Origin of the sequence: Oceanimonas sp. AH20CE76 (assembly GCF_039654065.1) — a bacterium.
Taxonomy (GTDB): domain Bacteria; phylum Pseudomonadota; class Gammaproteobacteria; order Enterobacterales; family Aeromonadaceae; genus Oceanimonas; species Oceanimonas smirnovii.
On sequence record NZ_CP155481.1, the window covers coordinates 2,465,226 to 2,482,051 of the forward strand.

Annotated in this window: 18 protein-coding genes; 1 reads left to right on the plus strand and 17 read right to left on the minus strand. The window is 55.0% G+C overall.

The features are described 5' to 3' along the window. Positions 1-89: 89 nt before the first annotated feature. The 13 genes from N2M06_RS12040 to ribE all read right to left on the minus strand — a co-directional run bounded on the left by N2M06_RS12040 (position 90) and on the right by ribE (position 13,455). Positions 90-299: a hypothetical protein gene (locus N2M06_RS12040; RefSeq protein ID WP_346350864.1), complete on the minus strand. Its 210-nt coding sequence runs from the start codon at positions 297-299 to the stop codon at positions 90-92. 177 nt (positions 300-476) lie between these two features. Further along, the gene (locus N2M06_RS12045) at positions 477-878 is read right to left on the minus strand and encodes a helix-turn-helix domain-containing protein (protein WP_346350865.1); all 402 of its coding nucleotides are present in this window, start codon (positions 876-878) and stop codon (positions 477-479) included. 1 nt (position 879) lies between these two features. Next, positions 880-1,236, minus strand: a complete 357-nt coding sequence (locus N2M06_RS12050) for a hypothetical protein (RefSeq protein WP_346350866.1) — start codon at positions 1,234-1,236, stop codon at positions 880-882. A 167-nt stretch (positions 1,237-1,403) separates the two neighbouring features. After that, entirely contained in the window at positions 1,404-3,497 is a 2,094-nt protein-coding gene (fusA, locus tag N2M06_RS12055; RefSeq protein WP_346350867.1) for an elongation factor G, read from the minus strand. A gap of 350 nt (positions 3,498-3,847) precedes the next feature. Continuing rightward, complete coding sequence (locus N2M06_RS12060; RefSeq protein WP_346350868.1) at positions 3,848-5,188, minus strand: hypothetical protein; 1,341 nt, start codon at positions 5,186-5,188, stop codon at positions 3,848-3,850. A 270-nt stretch (positions 5,189-5,458) separates the two neighbouring features. Beyond that, positions 5,459-6,394 (minus strand): ABC transporter permease, encoded by a 936-nt coding sequence (locus N2M06_RS12065; protein WP_019935946.1) that lies wholly within the window; start codon positions 6,392-6,394, stop codon positions 5,459-5,461. 3 nt (positions 6,395-6,397) lie between these two features. Then, entirely contained in the window at positions 6,398-7,372 is a 975-nt protein-coding gene (locus N2M06_RS12070) for an ABC transporter permease (RefSeq protein ID WP_019935945.1), read from the minus strand. A gap of 134 nt (positions 7,373-7,506) precedes the next feature. Beyond that, positions 7,507-9,060 carry an ABC transporter substrate-binding protein gene (locus N2M06_RS12075; RefSeq protein WP_317075815.1) on the minus strand — a complete coding sequence of 518 codons (1,554 nt, stop codon included), beginning with the start codon at positions 9,058-9,060 and terminating at the stop codon, positions 7,507-7,509. A 33-nt stretch (positions 9,061-9,093) separates the two neighbouring features. After that, positions 9,094-10,821: an ABC transporter ATP-binding protein gene (locus N2M06_RS12080; RefSeq protein WP_317075814.1), complete on the minus strand. Its 1,728-nt coding sequence runs from the start codon at positions 10,819-10,821 to the stop codon at positions 9,094-9,096. A gap of 247 nt (positions 10,822-11,068) precedes the next feature. Beyond that, entirely contained in the window at positions 11,069-11,551 is a 483-nt protein-coding gene (locus N2M06_RS12085; protein ID WP_346350869.1) for a phosphatidylglycerophosphatase A, read from the minus strand. Continuing rightward, complete coding sequence (thiL, locus tag N2M06_RS12090) at positions 11,548-12,453, minus strand: thiamine-phosphate kinase (RefSeq protein WP_346350870.1); 906 nt, start codon at positions 12,451-12,453, stop codon at positions 11,548-11,550. Before thiL ends, N2M06_RS12085 begins: the two co-directional genes overlap by 4 nt. A 110-nt stretch (positions 12,454-12,563) precedes the next feature. Next, on the minus strand, positions 12,564-12,974 hold the full coding sequence (nusB, locus tag N2M06_RS12095) for a transcription antitermination factor NusB (RefSeq protein WP_019935940.1): 411 nt from the start codon (positions 12,972-12,974) through the stop codon (positions 12,564-12,566). Between the two features lie 13 nt (positions 12,975-12,987). Continuing rightward, a complete protein-coding gene (gene ribE / locus N2M06_RS12100; protein WP_014291642.1) occupies positions 12,988-13,455 on the minus strand; it encodes a 6,7-dimethyl-8-ribityllumazine synthase in 468 nt (155 codons plus the stop codon). 191 nt (positions 13,456-13,646) lie between these two features. On the opposite strand from ribE, the gene N2M06_RS12105 reads away from it, so the two are divergent. Continuing rightward, entirely contained in the window at positions 13,647-14,537 is an 891-nt protein-coding gene (locus tag N2M06_RS12105) for an EamA family transporter (RefSeq protein WP_346350871.1), read from the plus strand. A gap of 194 nt (positions 14,538-14,731) precedes the next feature. On the opposite strand, the gene N2M06_RS12110 is transcribed toward N2M06_RS12105, so the two are convergent. The 4 genes from N2M06_RS12110 to siaB are packed head-to-tail and all read right to left on the minus strand — an operon-like array spanning position 14,732 to position 16,823. Then, positions 14,732-15,076, minus strand: coding sequence for a HopJ type III effector protein (locus N2M06_RS12110; RefSeq protein ID WP_346350872.1), 345 nt, complete (start codon positions 15,074-15,076; stop codon positions 14,732-14,734). Between the two features lie 19 nt (positions 15,077-15,095). Further along, complete coding sequence (gene siaD, locus N2M06_RS12115) at positions 15,096-15,890, minus strand: biofilm regulation diguanylate cyclase SiaD (RefSeq protein ID WP_346350873.1); 795 nt, start codon at positions 15,888-15,890, stop codon at positions 15,096-15,098. Then, positions 15,883-16,260: a biofilm regulation phosphoprotein SiaC gene (siaC, locus tag N2M06_RS12120; protein ID WP_019935936.1), complete on the minus strand. Its 378-nt coding sequence runs from the start codon at positions 16,258-16,260 to the stop codon at positions 15,883-15,885. The genes siaD and siaC overlap by 8 nt, the downstream gene beginning before the upstream one ends. A 20-nt stretch (positions 16,261-16,280) precedes the next feature. Beyond that, the gene (gene siaB, locus N2M06_RS12125) at positions 16,281-16,823 is read right to left on the minus strand and encodes a biofilm regulation protein kinase SiaB (protein WP_317075808.1); all 543 of its coding nucleotides are present in this window, start codon (positions 16,821-16,823) and stop codon (positions 16,281-16,283) included. Between the last annotated feature and the right edge of the window lie 3 nt (positions 16,824-16,826).

Below are 16,826 nucleotides of genomic sequence, written 5' to 3' on the forward strand. Positions count from 1 at the left end.
GGTTAACATTATAATAGTAAGCACGCTCATATTTCTTCCTGCACACCAGAGCAGCACCCACACCTAACCCATTGATAATAAATAAATTATCACTCAATTTCCGTATGCAGCAGTGAGCAAAAATGAGCACGCTCACTATCAACGGCCGCTTGCTCGTTATCAACATTCGCCTGCCTTAATCTTCTCAAAATACAGCGTTTTTTCAGCCCGTTTTGTTGTACACGAGCATGGTCTGGAGATAATGCGCAGCCAACCTGAAAATTAGCCAATTCACTGTATAAAACATCAGCATCAGGCACGCTACCGCCCAAGCGTTACGGGCCGCCGTGCCCTGCTGGCTTTCAATTTGATGCAGCTATTCTGGCCCAGTCATGGCTGGGTTTCAATTGTGACTATAAAAATCTTATATTTTAGTGAGAAAGGCTCCGGCGTTCGCCGGAGTGACGAACTTGATGAGATAGCTCTTCTTTAGCAAGTCAGGCTACTGACTGCGCCACCGACAGCTGTAACAGGTAGTGCTCAAGTTCAGAGTCTGTGACTATTTCAAAGTCAGTGAACAGCGCAACGGGCTTTACTGCTTTGCCACTACCTTGCTCCAGTCGAACAAACCCTTTTTCGCTTAACACTTTAAGTGTATTGGAGAGATTAGACTTGGCCCGCCCTGTCAGCTCGGAGAGCTGGGTCAGACTTTCGGGTCTTTCTGAATCAATCAGCCGTAACAGCTCAATATTCTCCGGACGAAGGATCTGAGAAATTGCGTTAATTGAGGTATACCAAACCCTTGGCTCATTCGGCTGAGGTTTGTATTTTCCTTGTGCAATAGCCAGTAATCTCATGCGAATGAGTTTTTCAGACATAATGCCAATTCTTGCCTTCATATTATTTACCTTCTATTGCCGAAATTGTTCTGTCAATACCCTCAAAAAAGTCCTGAAGTAATATATAACAATCGGAGAACTCATAAGGAGTTCCTTGATCAACTGATGTTCTATGCAGGTGATCATATTCGTAACGCTTACCACTGAATTTTTTACTTTTTGGCGGTTTTACAGCATGTGCATTGTCATGCCCAAAGACACGCTTATTATACTTATTATGCAGCGTGAGATTATAGCGCACGCCATGAGGACGCTCTTTGGTTGGCGGAACAACCCAAGCCTCAATTTTCCACCAGTAGCCATCGTCACGATGAACCTGCTCGCCATGCATACTTAACAGGATGTCGAGTCCATCCATCTGAACCACCTGAAACTAATGTTATGAGCAGAGTATAACAACATTACCTGATAGTGCAAAAGTGGTACTGACATTTTCCGTGCGTAAAGCGCAGTCTTGATTTGCAGGCATAAAAAAACCGCTGCCTAAGCAGCGGTTTTTATCAAAGTAACCGGAATTAACCGAACTTACTTCTTGGCTTCAGCGGCGTTGCGCTCTTTCACCTGGGCTACCACTTTCTCGGCAACGTTGGCCGGGCAGGGAGCGTAGTGAGAGAATTCCATGGAGAACTGGCCACGGCCAGAAGTCATGGTGCGCAGATGACCGATGTAACCGAACATTTCGGACAGGGGTACATCAGCCTTAACGCGTACGCCGGTCATGCCAGCTACCTGATCTTTGATCATGCCACGACGACGGTTCAGGTCACCAATTACATCACCTACGTGATCTTCAGGAGTGAACACGTCAACTTTCATGATCGGCTCAAGCAGCTGCGGGTTGGCTTTCGGCAGAGACTGACGGAAAGCGCCCTTGGCGGCAATTTCAAACGCGATGGCAGAGGAGTCAACGGCGTGGTAGGCACCATCAACCAGCTCAAACTCAATGTCCAGTACCGGGAAGCCGGCAACAGGACCAGTACCCATCATGCTGGCAACACCCTTTTCAATGGCAGGCCAGAATTCTTTCGGTACGTTACCACCCACTACGGAAGACTTGAACACCAGACCGGTGTTGGCTTCGCCCGGGCGGATGATGTAGTCAATTTTACCGTACTGACCGGAACCACCAGACTGCTTCTTGTGGGTGTAGCTGTCTTCAACCTGAGAAGTGATGGTTTCGCGGTAGGCTACCTGCGGCTCACCTACAATCAGCTCAACGCCGTAGGTACGCTTCAGAATGTCTACCTTGATGTCCAGGTGCAGTTCGCCCATGCCTTTCAGGATGGTTTCACCGGAATCTTCATCGGTTTCAACGCGGAAAGACGGATCTTCAGCAACCATTTTACCAATGGCCACGCCCATCTTCTCGGAGCCGTTCTTGTCTTTCGGCGCAACGGCGATGGAGATTACCGGCTCGGGGAACACCATGGCTTCCAGGGTGCAGGGGTGCTTGACGTCACACAGGGTGTGACCGGTCTGCACGTTCTTCATACCGATGATGGCGATGATGTCACCAGCCTGGGCAGAGTCCAGCTCGGTACGCTCGTCGGCCTGCATTTCAACCATGCGGCCTATGCGCTCGGTTTTGCCGGTGGCGCTATTGAGGATGGTGTCACCCTTCTTCAGGCGGCCGGAGTAGATACGTACGAAGGTCAGGGCGCCAAAACGGTCGTCCATGATCTTGAACGCCAGTGCTTTCAGCGGCGCATCCGGATCAACAATGGCGTATTCGCCGGTCTCGTTACCTTCTTCGTCGGTCAGCGGCTGCGGATCAACTTCGGTCGGGCTCGGCAGGTAGTCGTTCACGGCGTCCAGCACCAGCTGCATGCCTTTGTTCTTGAACGCGGAACCACAGTAGGCCGGGAAGATATCCATGGTGCGGGTACCCTTACGGATACAACGCTTGATGTCTTCGATAGAAGGCTCTTCACCTTCCATGTAGGCTTCCATCAGGTCGTCGTCTTGCTCAACGGCGCTTTCAATCAGCTTTTCACGGTACTCTTCAACCAGCTCAACCATGTCGGCCGGTACGTCTTCGATGGTGTAGTTGTCGGCATCACCGGAGTCATCCCAGATCCAGGCTTTACGGGTCAGCAGGTCAACAACACCCTTGAACTCGTCTTCACGGCCGATGGGCAGAGTCATAACAACCGGGTTGGCAGCCAGCACGTCACGGGTCTGCTGAACCACGTTCAGGAAGTCGGCACCCAGGCGGTCCAGCTTGTTTACGAAGATCAGACGGGCAACACCGGATTCGTTAGCATAGCGCCAGTTGGTTTCAGACTGAGGCTCAACACCGCTGGAACCACAGAACACACCAATGCCGCCGTCCAGTACTTTCAGTGAACGGTATACTTCAACGGTGAAGTCAACGTGTCCGGGAGTGTCGATAACGTTAAAACGGTGACCTTTCCAGAAGCAGCTTACGGCTGCAGACTGAATGGTAATACCGCGCTCGGCTTCCTGCTCCATGAAGTCGGTGGTGGACTCACCATCGTGGGTCTCGCCCGCTTTGTGGATTTTACCGGTCAGCTTGAGGATACGTTCGGTAGTGGTGGTCTTGCCCGCGTCAACGTGAGCAAAAATACCGATGTTTCTGTAATGTGATAAATCAGACATGATGCAACTTTATATGGTTGATTGAAGAAGTAGACGGAGCATGCGAAGAGTACCAGCACACCGCACCTCAGAATTCGAGGCGCACATTATGCAGCAGAACCCGCCCCTGCGCAAATGGCCAAAGCGGGTTTACGTGTACTTTTTGTGCAGATTTGTCTTCGCGCTCCGGCCCGTTTTTTTATGCCAGTGCACTCATATACCGCCGTTGGCTACTTTGTAGTAGACCCAACCAAACAGGCCGGCAAAGATAATCACGGTCAGTAACACCTTGAGCCAGATAAATTTCACGCTTATCTCCCGTGGGCTTCATTACTGCCCTGTTCAGCAGGATTGTGACACCCTCTTTCAGCTTATGCCAGCCCCGGCACACTCGTCAGGATAAAAATAGCTGCCACCACCAATACCGACATGATGGCCGCATAGCTCAGGTTCCAGCGCATAATGCGAAATGAATCGAGCCCGTAGCGCCCCTGAAAGGCCAGATTAATGCCGGAAAGCGGCCCGGTAGAGGTGCCCACCGCCCATGACGACAAAAACACCAGTGCCAGCAGGGTATGATCAGGCTCCAGCGGCATCAGCACAGCACCTGCCAGCGCAATGCAGATGATGGGATGAATGCCCAGTAACGACAACCCGACCGTAGCCAGATAAGTGACGCTGGCCTCCACAGCACCAAACCGGGTTAACGGCAGGCTGCCGCCCAGGGTGGAAAACAGACTTTCCAGACCATAACCCAGCACACCGGCAGCCAGAAACAGCGCCAGCTCATTGCCCATTTGCGGCAGCCGGCCCTGGGTCAGCCCGTTTACCGCCGCCAGCGGTGGCTGCCGTTTCACTGCCAGCATGATCAGGGTGAGTGCCGGTGCCATTAGCGTGATGACTGCCAGAATGGATAACTGCGGCTGCCACTGATGCATGGCCAGCACCGCCATCGCCAGCAAACCGGGCAACAACAGGCCGCCGGCATGCAGCGGATAGCCGGTAAAGTGCTGCACCGGGGCGTTTTCCGTATGAGCCGGCCGGCGACTTAGCTGCCAGCCGGTCAGCAGCAAACTGCACAGCGCCAGCGGCATGCTCACCAGCCACAGGCGGACCAGACTGGCATTGGGTGCCACACTTAACGACACCGCCATGGCGGCAAAAAAAGGAGACCAGAAGGCCGCTGCGGTAAAACCACGAATAAGCACCAGCGCCTGCTCCCGGGTTACGCTGCCTTGCTTTGCCAGCCGGTCGCCGATAATAAAGACAGAAGACAGGTTAATGACAGAGCCAAACAGATGCACCGCCGCCAGGGTAGACGCCAGCGCCTTTTTGCCTTTGGGAGCACGTTCGTCATCGTCGGTTTGTGGCCGGCTCACCAGGCTTAAAAAACTGACCGCCACCAGCATGGACAGCAGCCCGCTGTTGCCTGCCACCAGCCGCTGCGGATCTATGTCTGCCCCCTGCCCTGCACTCCAGGCCAGACAAGCGCCGCCCACCAGCAGCAGCACCAGCGCCTGGGTGCGGTTACGCCGGGCCAGCCCTTGCCACAACAGCGCTGCCGCTCCCCAATAAGCCAGTCCCGCCCAGTGTGGAGCCAGGGGCAAGCCCAGCAGGCCGGCAGCCATCATGACCATGGCCGCCAGAATCAATATTCCGGCCAGTTGCCGGCGCAATGGCAGAGGAAACAGCGAATACAGGGTAGCGAGCAAGGCGAGCTCCGAAAATGAGGTTAAATAAAAGTGGGATCATAACCATAAACACCGTGAGCTGTAAGCTGTCAGCTGTAAGTAGATGTTGTTTGTAGATACCGCTTCAGCTGGCGCAAAGCTACCAAGGTTGCCTGTAGTATGGATTCCGGATCCGTCATGCTGAACTTGTACCGGAATGACGAACACAAAAAAGCCCACAGGCACAACACTGTGCCTGCAGGCCATAACGAACAAACTTATCGCTTAAAGCTGACGGCTTACAGCTGTGTTTTACCCTTTATAAATCTTGGGGTTGAACACATCCCGCAGCCAGTCACCAAGCAGGTTGATCACCAACACCAGCACCACCAGATAGATGCCGGGAAAGGCAGTGATCCACCAGGAGCCGGAGAAAATGTAGTTAAAGCCCATGCTGATCAGCGCTCCCAGCGAGGGTTTGTCTACCGGCATGCCCAGGCCCAGAAACGACAGCGCCGCTTCACTCATAATGGCGTTGGCCACCTGCACGGTGGAGATCACCAGAATGGGCGACAGGCAGTTGGGCAGAATATGCCGGAACATAATGCGCACCGACTTGAAGCCCATCACCTTGGCGGCTTCCACATATTCCTTTTTCTTCTCGGCCAGCACGGTAGCGCGAATGGTGCGGGCATATTGTGGCCACTCTGCCAGCCCGATAATCACCACCAGCATCAGCACCGCATACCGGGCATAAAAGTCACTGCCCAGAGTGGCCTGAAACACCGCCGACACAATAATCGCCACCATCATGGTGGAAAACGACAGCTGCACATCGGCAATGCGCATTAAAAAGTTATCAATGCGGCCACCAAAATAGCCGGCACTCAGGCCCACTACTATGCCAATGGCCAGCTGCAGCGCCACCGCCCCCAGACCGATGATCAGCGACACGCGCGAGCCATAAAGAATGGTGCTGAGAATGTCCCGGCCCTGCACATCCGTGCCCAGCAAAAAACGTTCGTCGCCCATGTCCTGCCAGCTGGGCGGCAGCTCGGAGTCCAGAATGTCAATGGTGGCCAGATCATAGGGGTTGTGGGGGGCGATCAGCGGTGACAGAAACGCCGCCGCCACCAGCGCCACAAACACCGCAAAGCTGAACATGGCGACCTTGTCGCGCAGAAAATAATAAAGAAAGTCCGACTGGCGAAAACGGGCCCAGCGGCTTTGAGAAAGTTCGGTGCTCATTGCTTATCCCTTTGCTGCCAGGTTAACGGTGGGGTTCACCAGGCCGTAGATCAAATCCACTATGGTGTTGGTCACCACAAAGATAAAGCCCACAAAAATCACATACGTGGTGATCAGCGGCGTATCCACCCGGGTAATGGCTTCCAGAAACAAAAAGCCGATGCCCGGCCACTGAAACACTTTTTCTGTAAGAATGGTGTAGGCCACCATGGTGCCAATTTGCACCCCGCCTACGGTGATCAGCGGTAACAGAGTGTTTTTCAGCGCATGCACAAACCAGATGCGATATTTGCCCAGGCCCTTGGCCCAACCAAACTTCACATATTCTGAGCTGAGTTGCTCCAGCATTTCCGAGCGCACCAGACGAATAAACAGCGGCAGCATAATGGAAGACAGCGCTATGCTCGGCAGAATCAGGTTACGGAACCCCTGCCAGTTAAACAGCCCCGACTCCCAGCCCAGCGGGCTGGTAAGTTCACCCCGGCCATAGGCGGGCAGCCAGCCCAGCTCAATGGAGAACACATACATCAGCAAAATGGCGGTAAGGAACACCGGCACCGAAATGCCCACTATACTGATGCCCATAATCACCTTGGACAGCACGGCCCTGGGCTTGATGGCCGAATACACCCCCAGCGGTATGCTGAGCGCAATAATCAGAACGCTGGCACAGAACACCAGTTCAAGGGTGGCCGGCAGCTTGTCGAAAATCACTTCCAGTGTGGGTTGTTTGAAGAAATAGGAAGTGCCAAAGTCGCCCTGCAGCGCATTGCCCACAAAGCGGCTGTATTTCACCAGAAAAGGATCGTTCAGGCCCAGCTCGTCGCGCATCTGCTGACGCACTTCTTCCGACACCGACTGCCCCACCAGCTCACGCAGGGGGTCACCCAGGTTGTCCTGAATCGAAAAGGCCACCAGGCTGATAACAAACATCACCACCAGCGCCTGGAACACCCGTTTAAGTAAAAAAGTAAACATGTTGCTATATCCATTAGCGGGATCAGGGACAAAAAACAGGGATTGGGGACTAGGGATTAGGGAATGGCAAAACCCACTCCCTGCTCCCTATTCCCTGCTCCCTCCCTATTCCCTATTCACTAATCCCTACCGGTTTATTCAACCACCAGATCACCCAGGTAGGGGAAGTCCATGGCGTTGACCACGGCTTCGGCCTGTACATTGTTGCGGGCACCCCAGGCCAGATCCTGCCAGTGCAGGGGCACAAAGGCGGCATCGTCATAAAGAATGCGCTCGGCTTTTTGCAGCATGGCCTCGCGCTTGTCGCCATCGGTTTCGATGTTGGCTTCTTCAATCAGCTTGTCCAGCTCGGGGTTGGAGTAATGACCGCAGTTATACTGGCCTCGGCCGGTTTCCTCGTTGCGGGTCATGGTGAGGAATTCCGAGAAGTTGGCGGTATCTTCGGTGTCGGAGTGCCAGCCAATCATCAGCATGTCGGCGGCGCATTTGTCGAACTCGGGCCAGTATTGCGCCACCGGCATAGTTTTCAGCTCCACATCTATGTTAATGCGCGCCAGCATGGCCTTGACTGCTTCGGCAATACGATAGTCGTTCACATAGCGGTTGTTAGGGGCGATCATGCTGATCTTGAAGCCATCGGCATAACCGGCTTCCGCCATCAGCGCCTTGGCCTTGTCCAGATCATACAGGGGCACCAGCTCAGGGTTATGACCCACATAACCGGCGGGGGCCTGCTGGCCGGCAGTGGTGCCAAAGCCACGCATAATGCGCTGAACTATGCCTTCCTGGTTAATGGCGTAGTTCACCGCCTGACGCACGCGCACATCCTTGAAGGGCTCAAACCTGTCCTGATTCATCTGGAAGGTGATAATGCGGGTGCCCGACTCGGTCACCAGCTTAACATCGCCTGCCGACTGCACCCGTTTATGATCGTTGGGAGATACCGGCTTGATAAAGTCCACGTCACCGGCCAGCAGGGCGGCCACTCGGGTGGCATCTTCCTTGATGGGCACCAGTGTCATGTTATCCACGTTGCCGGGTGAATTCTTGTCCCAGTAATCGGCGTTACGCTCATACTCCACCTTGACGCCCTGCTGGCGGAATTTCAGCTTGAACGGGCCGGTCCCGGACGGATTGGTAGAGGCAAAAGTGCTGCCGTGCTTGGCCAGTTCACCCTTGTCTTTGCCGTCTTCCGTGGTGCCGGTATAAAACTGGCTGTCCATCGGGAACAGGTAGGTCACGGTATTCAGCACCAGCGGGAACGGGCCTTTGGTCACCAGATCTACTGTGTACTCATCCACTTTTTTGGCTTCGGCAAAGGGCTCAAAAATGGCCTTGAAGTCAGCAGAAGACTTCAGACGGTTAAGGGTCCAGACCACGTCGTCGGCGGTAAAGTCGTTACCGCTGTGAAACTTTACGCCCTGGCGCAAATAAAAGCGCATGGTGTTTTCGTCTACCCGCTCCCACTTTTCTGCCAGCCGGGGCTCAAATTTAAAGTCTTTGGTCCAGCGCACCAGCGGATCAAAGACCAGATGCGACATTTCCAGGGTGGCACCCGAGATCTGCTCATGGGGATCCATTGAGACCGGATCGGCATCATAAGCAATGGTGATGTCGGCCGCCTGCACACTAAAGGCGAAACCGGCAGCCACCATGGCGGCTGCAATCCTGTTGAGTCCTTTTTTCATGTCACACTCCATTTACGTGAGTTAATGATGGCACTAGGCCTGTTCCAAAATATCCAGCCCTTCCCGGGACATGCCCTTAAACTCGGGCATCAGGGAAATCAGCGAGCGGCTGTAGGGGTCTGTCGCATTGGTAAAGAGTTGCTCGGTGGGAGCCACCTCCACCAGGGTGCCTTTTTTCATCACCCCGATGCGGTCACACATTTGCCGGATCACCGGCAGATCGTGGCTGATAAACAGCATGGTAAGCTTGAGCTCGTCCTGCAGATCTTTCAGCAGGTTAAGGATCTGCGCCTGCACCGACACATCCAGTGCCGAGGTGGGCTCGTCGCAGATCAGCAGTCGCGGCCGGGTAGCCAGCGCCCGGGCAATGGAAATGCGCTGGCGCTGACCGCCGGAAAACTCATGAGGAAACTTGACCCCGGCGGCCCGGCCCAGGCCAACATAATCGAGCAGGTCGGCCACAATGCCGCGCACCTGAGCGTCGTTCTTCGCCAGCTGATGAAAGCGAATGGGCTCGGCAATAATGTCGTCCACCCGCATGCGCGGGTTAAGGGACGAATAGGGGTTCTGAAACACCATTTGCATTTGCCGGCGCAGCGGGCGGCGCTCCTGCTCGGTTTTAATGGCGGTGAGCTCTATGCCTTCAAACCAGATTTTGCCGCTGTCGGGCGGATACAGGCCGGTAATGGAGCGGGCAATGGTCGACTTGCCCGAGCCCGACTCCCCCACCAGACCAAAGGTTTCACCTTCAAAAATCTCAAAGCTCACATCATTGGTGGCCTGCAGATATTCCCGCTTGGCGGCAAAAATGGAGTCTTTGGTCACAAAGCGCAGGTTGCAGTGCTCTACTCTGAGCAAAGCACCCTCGTAGTCGCGCTGATCCTGACTCTGGCCCAGCCAGTGGGTTTTCAGATCCAGGCTGGCTTTTTCCTTGGCATCTTCAATGTAAGACACCAGCGGAAACCGGTGCAGTTTAATGTCGGAGCGGGGTACGGCGGAGATCAGGCTGCGGGTATAGGCATGAGACGGGTTGCCCAGCACTTGCTCGGTGGGGCCTATTTCCATCAGCTTGCCCCGGTACATGACCGCCACACGGTCGGTGACGTTCGACACCACGCCCATATCGTGGGTCACCAGCATGCAGCCCACATTGCGCTCCTTGCACAGGCCGCGAATGAGGTTGAGGATCTGATCCTGAATCGACACATCCAGCGCCGTGGTGGGCTCGTCGGCAATGATCAGCTCAGGATCGCACGACAGCGCAATGGCAATGACCACCCGCTGGCGCATGCCGCCGGAAAACTGGTGCGGGTACTGCTTGATGCGCAGCTCGGGCTGGGGAATGCCCACCGCATCAAGCAGAGAAACAGCCTTTTTACGGGCCGCTTCCCGGCTGAGACTGGTGTTGGCCAGCAGGGTCTCCACCATCTGAAACTCCACGGTGAACAGCGGGTTCAGCGAGGTCATGGGATCCTGAAAAATAAAGCCGATGCGTTTGCCCCGCACCGCGCGCATGGCGGTGGGCGACAGTGCGGAAATTTTCTCGCCATCCAGATACACATCACCGCTGGCAATACGGCCGGGCGGGCTGAGCAGATCAATCACGGCATTGCCGATGGTCGACTTGCCGGCACCGGACTCCCCCACCACGCCCAGTATTTCGCCCTTTTCGATGTTAAAGGAAAGATCCTCAACGGCGGCCATAACGCCGTGACGGGACGGATATTCAATCCGCAGATTTTTTACTTCCAGTAACGACATGCTCATCCTTAAACGGAATTATTATTGCAACAAATACATAACATACTGGCGCATTCTAATCTGGTATTAAGCCAAAAACCAAGACTGATTGAATAGACATGGGTCATGTTTTCAGCAGAAATGACTAAATCTTTACACGAAGATAAATCAGGAGGGCAAGAAACAAAACAGGGGAAAACACAGCCGTCAGCGATCAGGGGGTTGGGACGAGTCCCAACATTTCAACTTATCGCTGACGGCTGACGGCTTACAACTGCAGTAAAGCCAGGCCTTGCAGGCAGACCAGGGCGAACAGGCCGGCGATCACATCGTCCAGCATAATGCCAAAGCCGCCGTGCACGCGGCGGTCGAACCAGCTGATGGGCCAGGGTTTGACCATGTCAAAGAAGCGGAACAGCACAAAGCCGATGGCAATCCACGTCCAGCCGGAGGGGGCCGCCAGCATGGTGATGCCAAAGCCAATAAACTCATCCCACACAATGGCACCGTGATCGTGCCGGCCAATGGCGCTGGTGGCGGCATTGCAGATTTTAATGCCGGCCACAAAACCGATGACCAGCAAGGCCACATACAACCACAGCGGCAGGCCGGTCATCAGCAAATAAAACGGAATGGCCGCCAGTGTGCCCATGGTGCCGGGCATGATCGGGCTTAATCCCGAGCCAAAGCCCAGCGCCAGCAGATGCAGCGGGTTAGACAGCTTCAGCGCTGCCAGCTCCGGCTTTCTCATTCGCCACTCCGAAAGTGATCCCAGCTTCTGGCTTCCAGCTGGTAAGGCTTGCCATCGGCAGTCAGCTCCACGCCAGACTCACCCGCCACCATACGGCCAATGCGGGTAAATTTAACGCCACAGTGCGCCAGGGCGGTTTCCAGCTGGCCCCGGTGCATTTCCGGCACGGTAAAGCACAGCTCATAGTCATCGCCGCCGGTCAGTGCCAGCTGCCAGGCCTGCTCCCGTGATACCGTCTCGGTCATGGCCTGGCTTAACGGCAGCTGCTCCAGCTCAAGCTGGGCACGCAGATCAGACGCCGTGGTAATGTGGGCCAGGTCGCCCAGCAAGCCATCAGACAAGTCCAGCGCGCTGGAGGCAATGTCCCGCAATGCCTGCCCGGCCAGAATGCGCGGGTGCGGATGCTCGAACTTGGTACGCACAAAGGCCTGATGGGGCTCGGCCACGGTAATGTTACCCAGCTGCTGCTGCAGCCCCAGGGCCGCATCGCCAAGCGTGCCGGTCACATAAATGCCGTCACCGGCTTTGGCACCGTTACGACGCAGGGCTTTGCCTTCGGGCAAAGAGCCGTGCACCGTTACCGTGATCGACAGCGGTCCTTTGGTCATGTCGCCGCCCACCAGCGCCACGTTGTAATATTCCGCCAGCTCAAAAAAGCCTTCGCAAAAGCCTTTCAGCCAGGCTTCGTTCACCTCAGGCAGGGTCAGCGCCAGCGACACCCAGCAAGGATCGGCCCCCATTGCCGCCAGATCGGACAGATTGACCGCCAGCGCTCTGTGGCCCAGCGCCACCGGATCCATGTCGGCAAAGAAATGCACATTGGCCACCAGGGTATCGGTGCTTACCGCCAGGGTGGTATTGGGCTGCATCTGCAGCAGGGCGCAGTCGTCGCCCGGGCCCATGATCACATCCTTGCGACCGCTGTGCCCGGTAAAATATTGTTTTATTATTTCAAACTCATTCATAAAAAATGAAAAGCCAGCGTCAGCTGGCTTTTTCCCGGTGCATCTTGTTATTTTTTCAACTGCTTGACGACCTTGTCGAGCACGCCATTAACGAACTTGTGACTGTCTTCGGCGGCAAACGCCTTGGCCAGTTCAATGGCTTCGTTAATCACGACCCGATATGGCACGTCGTCACGCCGGGTCAGCTCGTAGCAGGCCAACCTCAGCACCGCCTTGTCTACCACATCAAGCTCAGCCAGCGGGCGCGACAGGTAAGGTGAAAATACGCTGTCCAGTTCAGTGGTGTGCACAGACACACCAAACAGCAGATCACGGAAATAATCCATGTCTACACCCTTGGTTTCTTGTTCCAGGGCAAACTGTTCGGCAATGTTGGCCACATTGTCTTTATTCATCTGCCACTGATAAATGGCCTGGGTAGCGAGTCGGCGGGCCTTGCGGCGTTCAGACGGTTTCAATGCAGTACTCCTCTCAGTCCAGCTGTTGCAGGACGTTAATCATTTCCAGCGCGCTCAGGGCCGCTTCCGCGCCCTTGTTACCCGCCTTGGTGCCGGCGCGCTCGATGGCTTGTTCAATGTTTTCGGTAGTCAGCACGCCAAACGCAACCGGGATTTCATAATCCATCATCACGCTGCTCATGGTCTTGCTGTTTTCGTTGGCTACCAGATCAAAGTGATAGGTGCCGCCGCGGATCACGCAGCCCAAGGCCACAATGGCATCGTATTTGCCGGTTTTTGCCAGCTTTTTACACGCCAGGGCAATTTCTACCGCACCCGGTACCCGTACCAGAGTGATGTTGTCATCCTTAACCTGGCCCTGACGCTTGAGCACATCCAGAGCACCGGCCACCAGGCTGTCGTTGATAAAGCTGTTGAAGCGGGCCACCACTATGGCCACTTTGGCCTCGGGTGCGGCCATCAGCCCTTCGATTACCTTCATGGGAATCCTTGTTTGCAGAAAAGTGCGCACATTCTAGCACAATCGGCGATTGACAAAAGCCTTCAACACGCTCCTCCGCCGCAGTCGCAATAAAACAGCATGGTGTGCAAGGCACGGTAAATCACTTACATTAGTAACTTTTACGCCAGCCGGCCGGCTGGACGAATTCATGGTTATATAACGAGGTGTTTATGCTGGTGGAACGGCGCGGCGATTTACTGATATTAACCGCCACTTTGCTGGCCTCGGCGGGCTGGTTATTCTCCAAGGAAGCCATTACCGCCCTGCCCCCGGCGGGTTTTGTGGGCTGGCGCTTTCTGCTGGCGGCGCTGATTTTGCTGCCGTTTTGTCATCGCGCATTGCGGGCCACCTCGCCGGCCAACCTGCTGAAAAGTGCGGCCATTGGCCTGGTGATGACCCTGAACCTGATTTTCTGGATTCAGGCGGTGATGCACAGCGACGGCATTGGTGAAGGGGCCTTTATTATGAGCCTGGCCATGCTGATAGTGCCGCCCCTGGCCTGGCTGATATTTCGTGAGCGGCCTGCCCGTCAGTTCTGGATTGCCCTGCCCATTGCCATTTCCGGCTTGTTTCTGCTTACCTCAGGTAATGGCTTGTCGCTGTCGCTCGGGCAGCTGCTGTTTTTGCTGGCGTCCATGTCGCTGGCGCTCTATTTTTGCCTGAACAGCCGTTTTGCCCGTCGGGTAGACCCCATGGCGCTTACCTGCGTGCAGCTGGCGGTCACCGGTGTGATGCACCTGGGTTATTCTGCGTTGTTCGAGCAGTGGCCAGAGCGCATTCCCACTCATATCTGGGGCTGGTTTGCTGCCAGCGTTCTGCTGGCCACTTCGCTGCGCTTTTTCTGTCAGAGTGCAGGGCAAAAGTTCAGCAACGTGGCCAATGCGGCGCTGATTATGATGCTGGAGCCGGTATGGACGGTATTGATCAGCGTGTTCTGGTATCACGAGCCCATGCCACCACAAAAGGTGCTGGGCTGCCTGCTGATTTTGCTGGCCCTGCTCAGCTTTCGCAGCCGGGCCCTGTATGAATGGTATCGAAACCGAAAGGCGTATAAAGCCTGAATCTGCCAGGCTCGGTGCGAAGCAGCAGCGCGGTTGCACTCCGCCGACACGCTTCGAGCCCTTCCATGGGGCGCTCGAAAATGCTATCCATGGCATTTAATGGTCGGCTACGGCAATCCCCGCTGCTGCTTCGTGTGACAATGGTGTTGCCTGCTTCCCGCTTCTGGCTTTCAGCTTCCAGCGCCCTGAAGGGGTTATTTCGCGATCAGTGCATCGCCCTGAAACTCTATGCCCAGCCAGCCGGTTTTCATAAAGTTACGAATGTTCTGGTGGTCGTCGCCGTGGGGGTTGCCCAGCACGTCGTCGCGATAAAAAGCTCCAAAACAGGCCAGCGTTTCCTGCTCGTCAAAACCCTGCAGGCGGGCAAAGGCAAACAGCTTGCAGGAGCCGTTGTTCTGGCCGGCATCGTTGTGCTGTTCGCCATTGGTAAAAGCCACCGGATGAAACTCGTACAGATCGTCGATAAGCGCTATTACCTCGGCAAACTCAATGGTCTCCGGCGCATCGGCCAGTTTGCTCTGCAGTTGCTGAATGTTCATGTTATTCCTTACTGTGGGATCAATCCTGATGGGGTGGTTCAGATATAACCAGCCGGTCGCGGCCGGCCTGTTTGGCGGCAATCAGGCCGTTATCGGCACGGCGAATGGTATTATCCAGCGCCTCGGAAGGGCAATATTCCGCAATCCCTGCGCTGATGGTCAGACGCAGATCGGGTAATTTTTCAAACCGCAGCGCTTTTACCACTGTCATTATACGTTGCAGCAGCACTTCTGCCTGTGACAGCCCGGTATGGGGCAGCAACAGCATAAATTCTTCCCCGCCCCAGCGGGTACACAAGTCCTGCGAGCGCAGCTCGGCGCAAATGGTATCAGCCAGCTGGCACAGCACAATATCACCCGTGTCGTGACCGTGGTTATCATTAATACGCTTGAACAGATCAACGTCGATCATGGCCAGAGTAAACGCCGGCTGCCCCCGGCCACAACGGGCCTGCTCGTCATGCAGGCGTTCCATCAGCTGCCGGCGGTTGGCCAGGCCGGTAAGCGGGTCTTTTAACGCCGCATCACGCAGCTGCTCGTTCAGCTCAATCAGATTGCGCTGATAGCGATCAGAAATACGGGTGATTTTATCCAGCCGTTTCAGCTGGCGCTCATACTGCTGCAGCAGATCCTGATTACGGGTGACGGCCACACCATAGCTGCTGTCGGCAATGCGCATCAGCCGCTCCAGCTTTCTGGCCTGCTCACGGTTTTGTTCCGCCAGCGCGGCCACCACCGGCAGCAAAGGGTTGTGCTGATGCTCAGGATCAGCCAGCAGCCGCTCAAGCTCTTCTGCTGAAGGCAGTTCAGCCATGAGGCAACACCTCAAAGGGGAAAGTACAGTCTTCCTTGAATTCTTCGGCCAGCTCTTCAACCCGCTCATTATCGGGATCAAAAAACCATTGCACACTTACCTCACGCTGCTTGTCAAAGGCAGCTTCCAGCATGTCGAAGATGTCCATCATGGCCTTCACGCTGCTGGTGTTCATATAGGCCAGATGCAATTGCAGCTGCAGCGCCTGCTCGCTGTCTCTCAGATATTGCTCAATCCAGTTGATCACATCCTGAAAAAACTCAAAGGAGTTTTCAGGGTAAGAGTCGCCCCGCATCACAACAATACCCCGTGCCGGATCACAGCTAATGTCCGGCGTTGCATCTGTGCCGGTGATTGTCAGTGTGTTCATCGCCAGTTCCGTTTGCATAGTTATACCACCGCCAAAATACTTAAAAAGCCACGCTGCTCGCTTATTCTAACCAGCCTTGCCGTCATTGGTGCTGCTGATTTACGAGCGACGTCAAGCAGGCCAAGGCCGGCACCACTCACGCCGTCTGAATCACGGGGAGCACGCAGCTGAGTTTTATAGGCAGCTTTAAGGCCTTGCTTGTCCATGGTGGCCAGCTCATCAATCCGCTGACAAATACGCTCGCCGTCGGCCATCTCCACCAGGTTGCCTGCCATCACATTGTAATGACCGGCCTCATCCCGTGCTACCACAACGGTGGCGGATCCTTCCTGCTCGTTATAGTTCAGCCGGCTGGCGTAATGGCGAATATTCTGAGTCAGTTCAATATAGACACCAAACACATCCATGGCGGCACCGGGCTGGGCGTTATCAGCCTGCAGATAATTACGCAGGGCCTTGCCAATTTCCTCAATCAAACTGCGGGAAATGGGGCCGTTAAAACACAACAGTATATGATTTTGATTAAACTGCTCGCGAATCGACAGCAGATCTATGCCATTCATCGG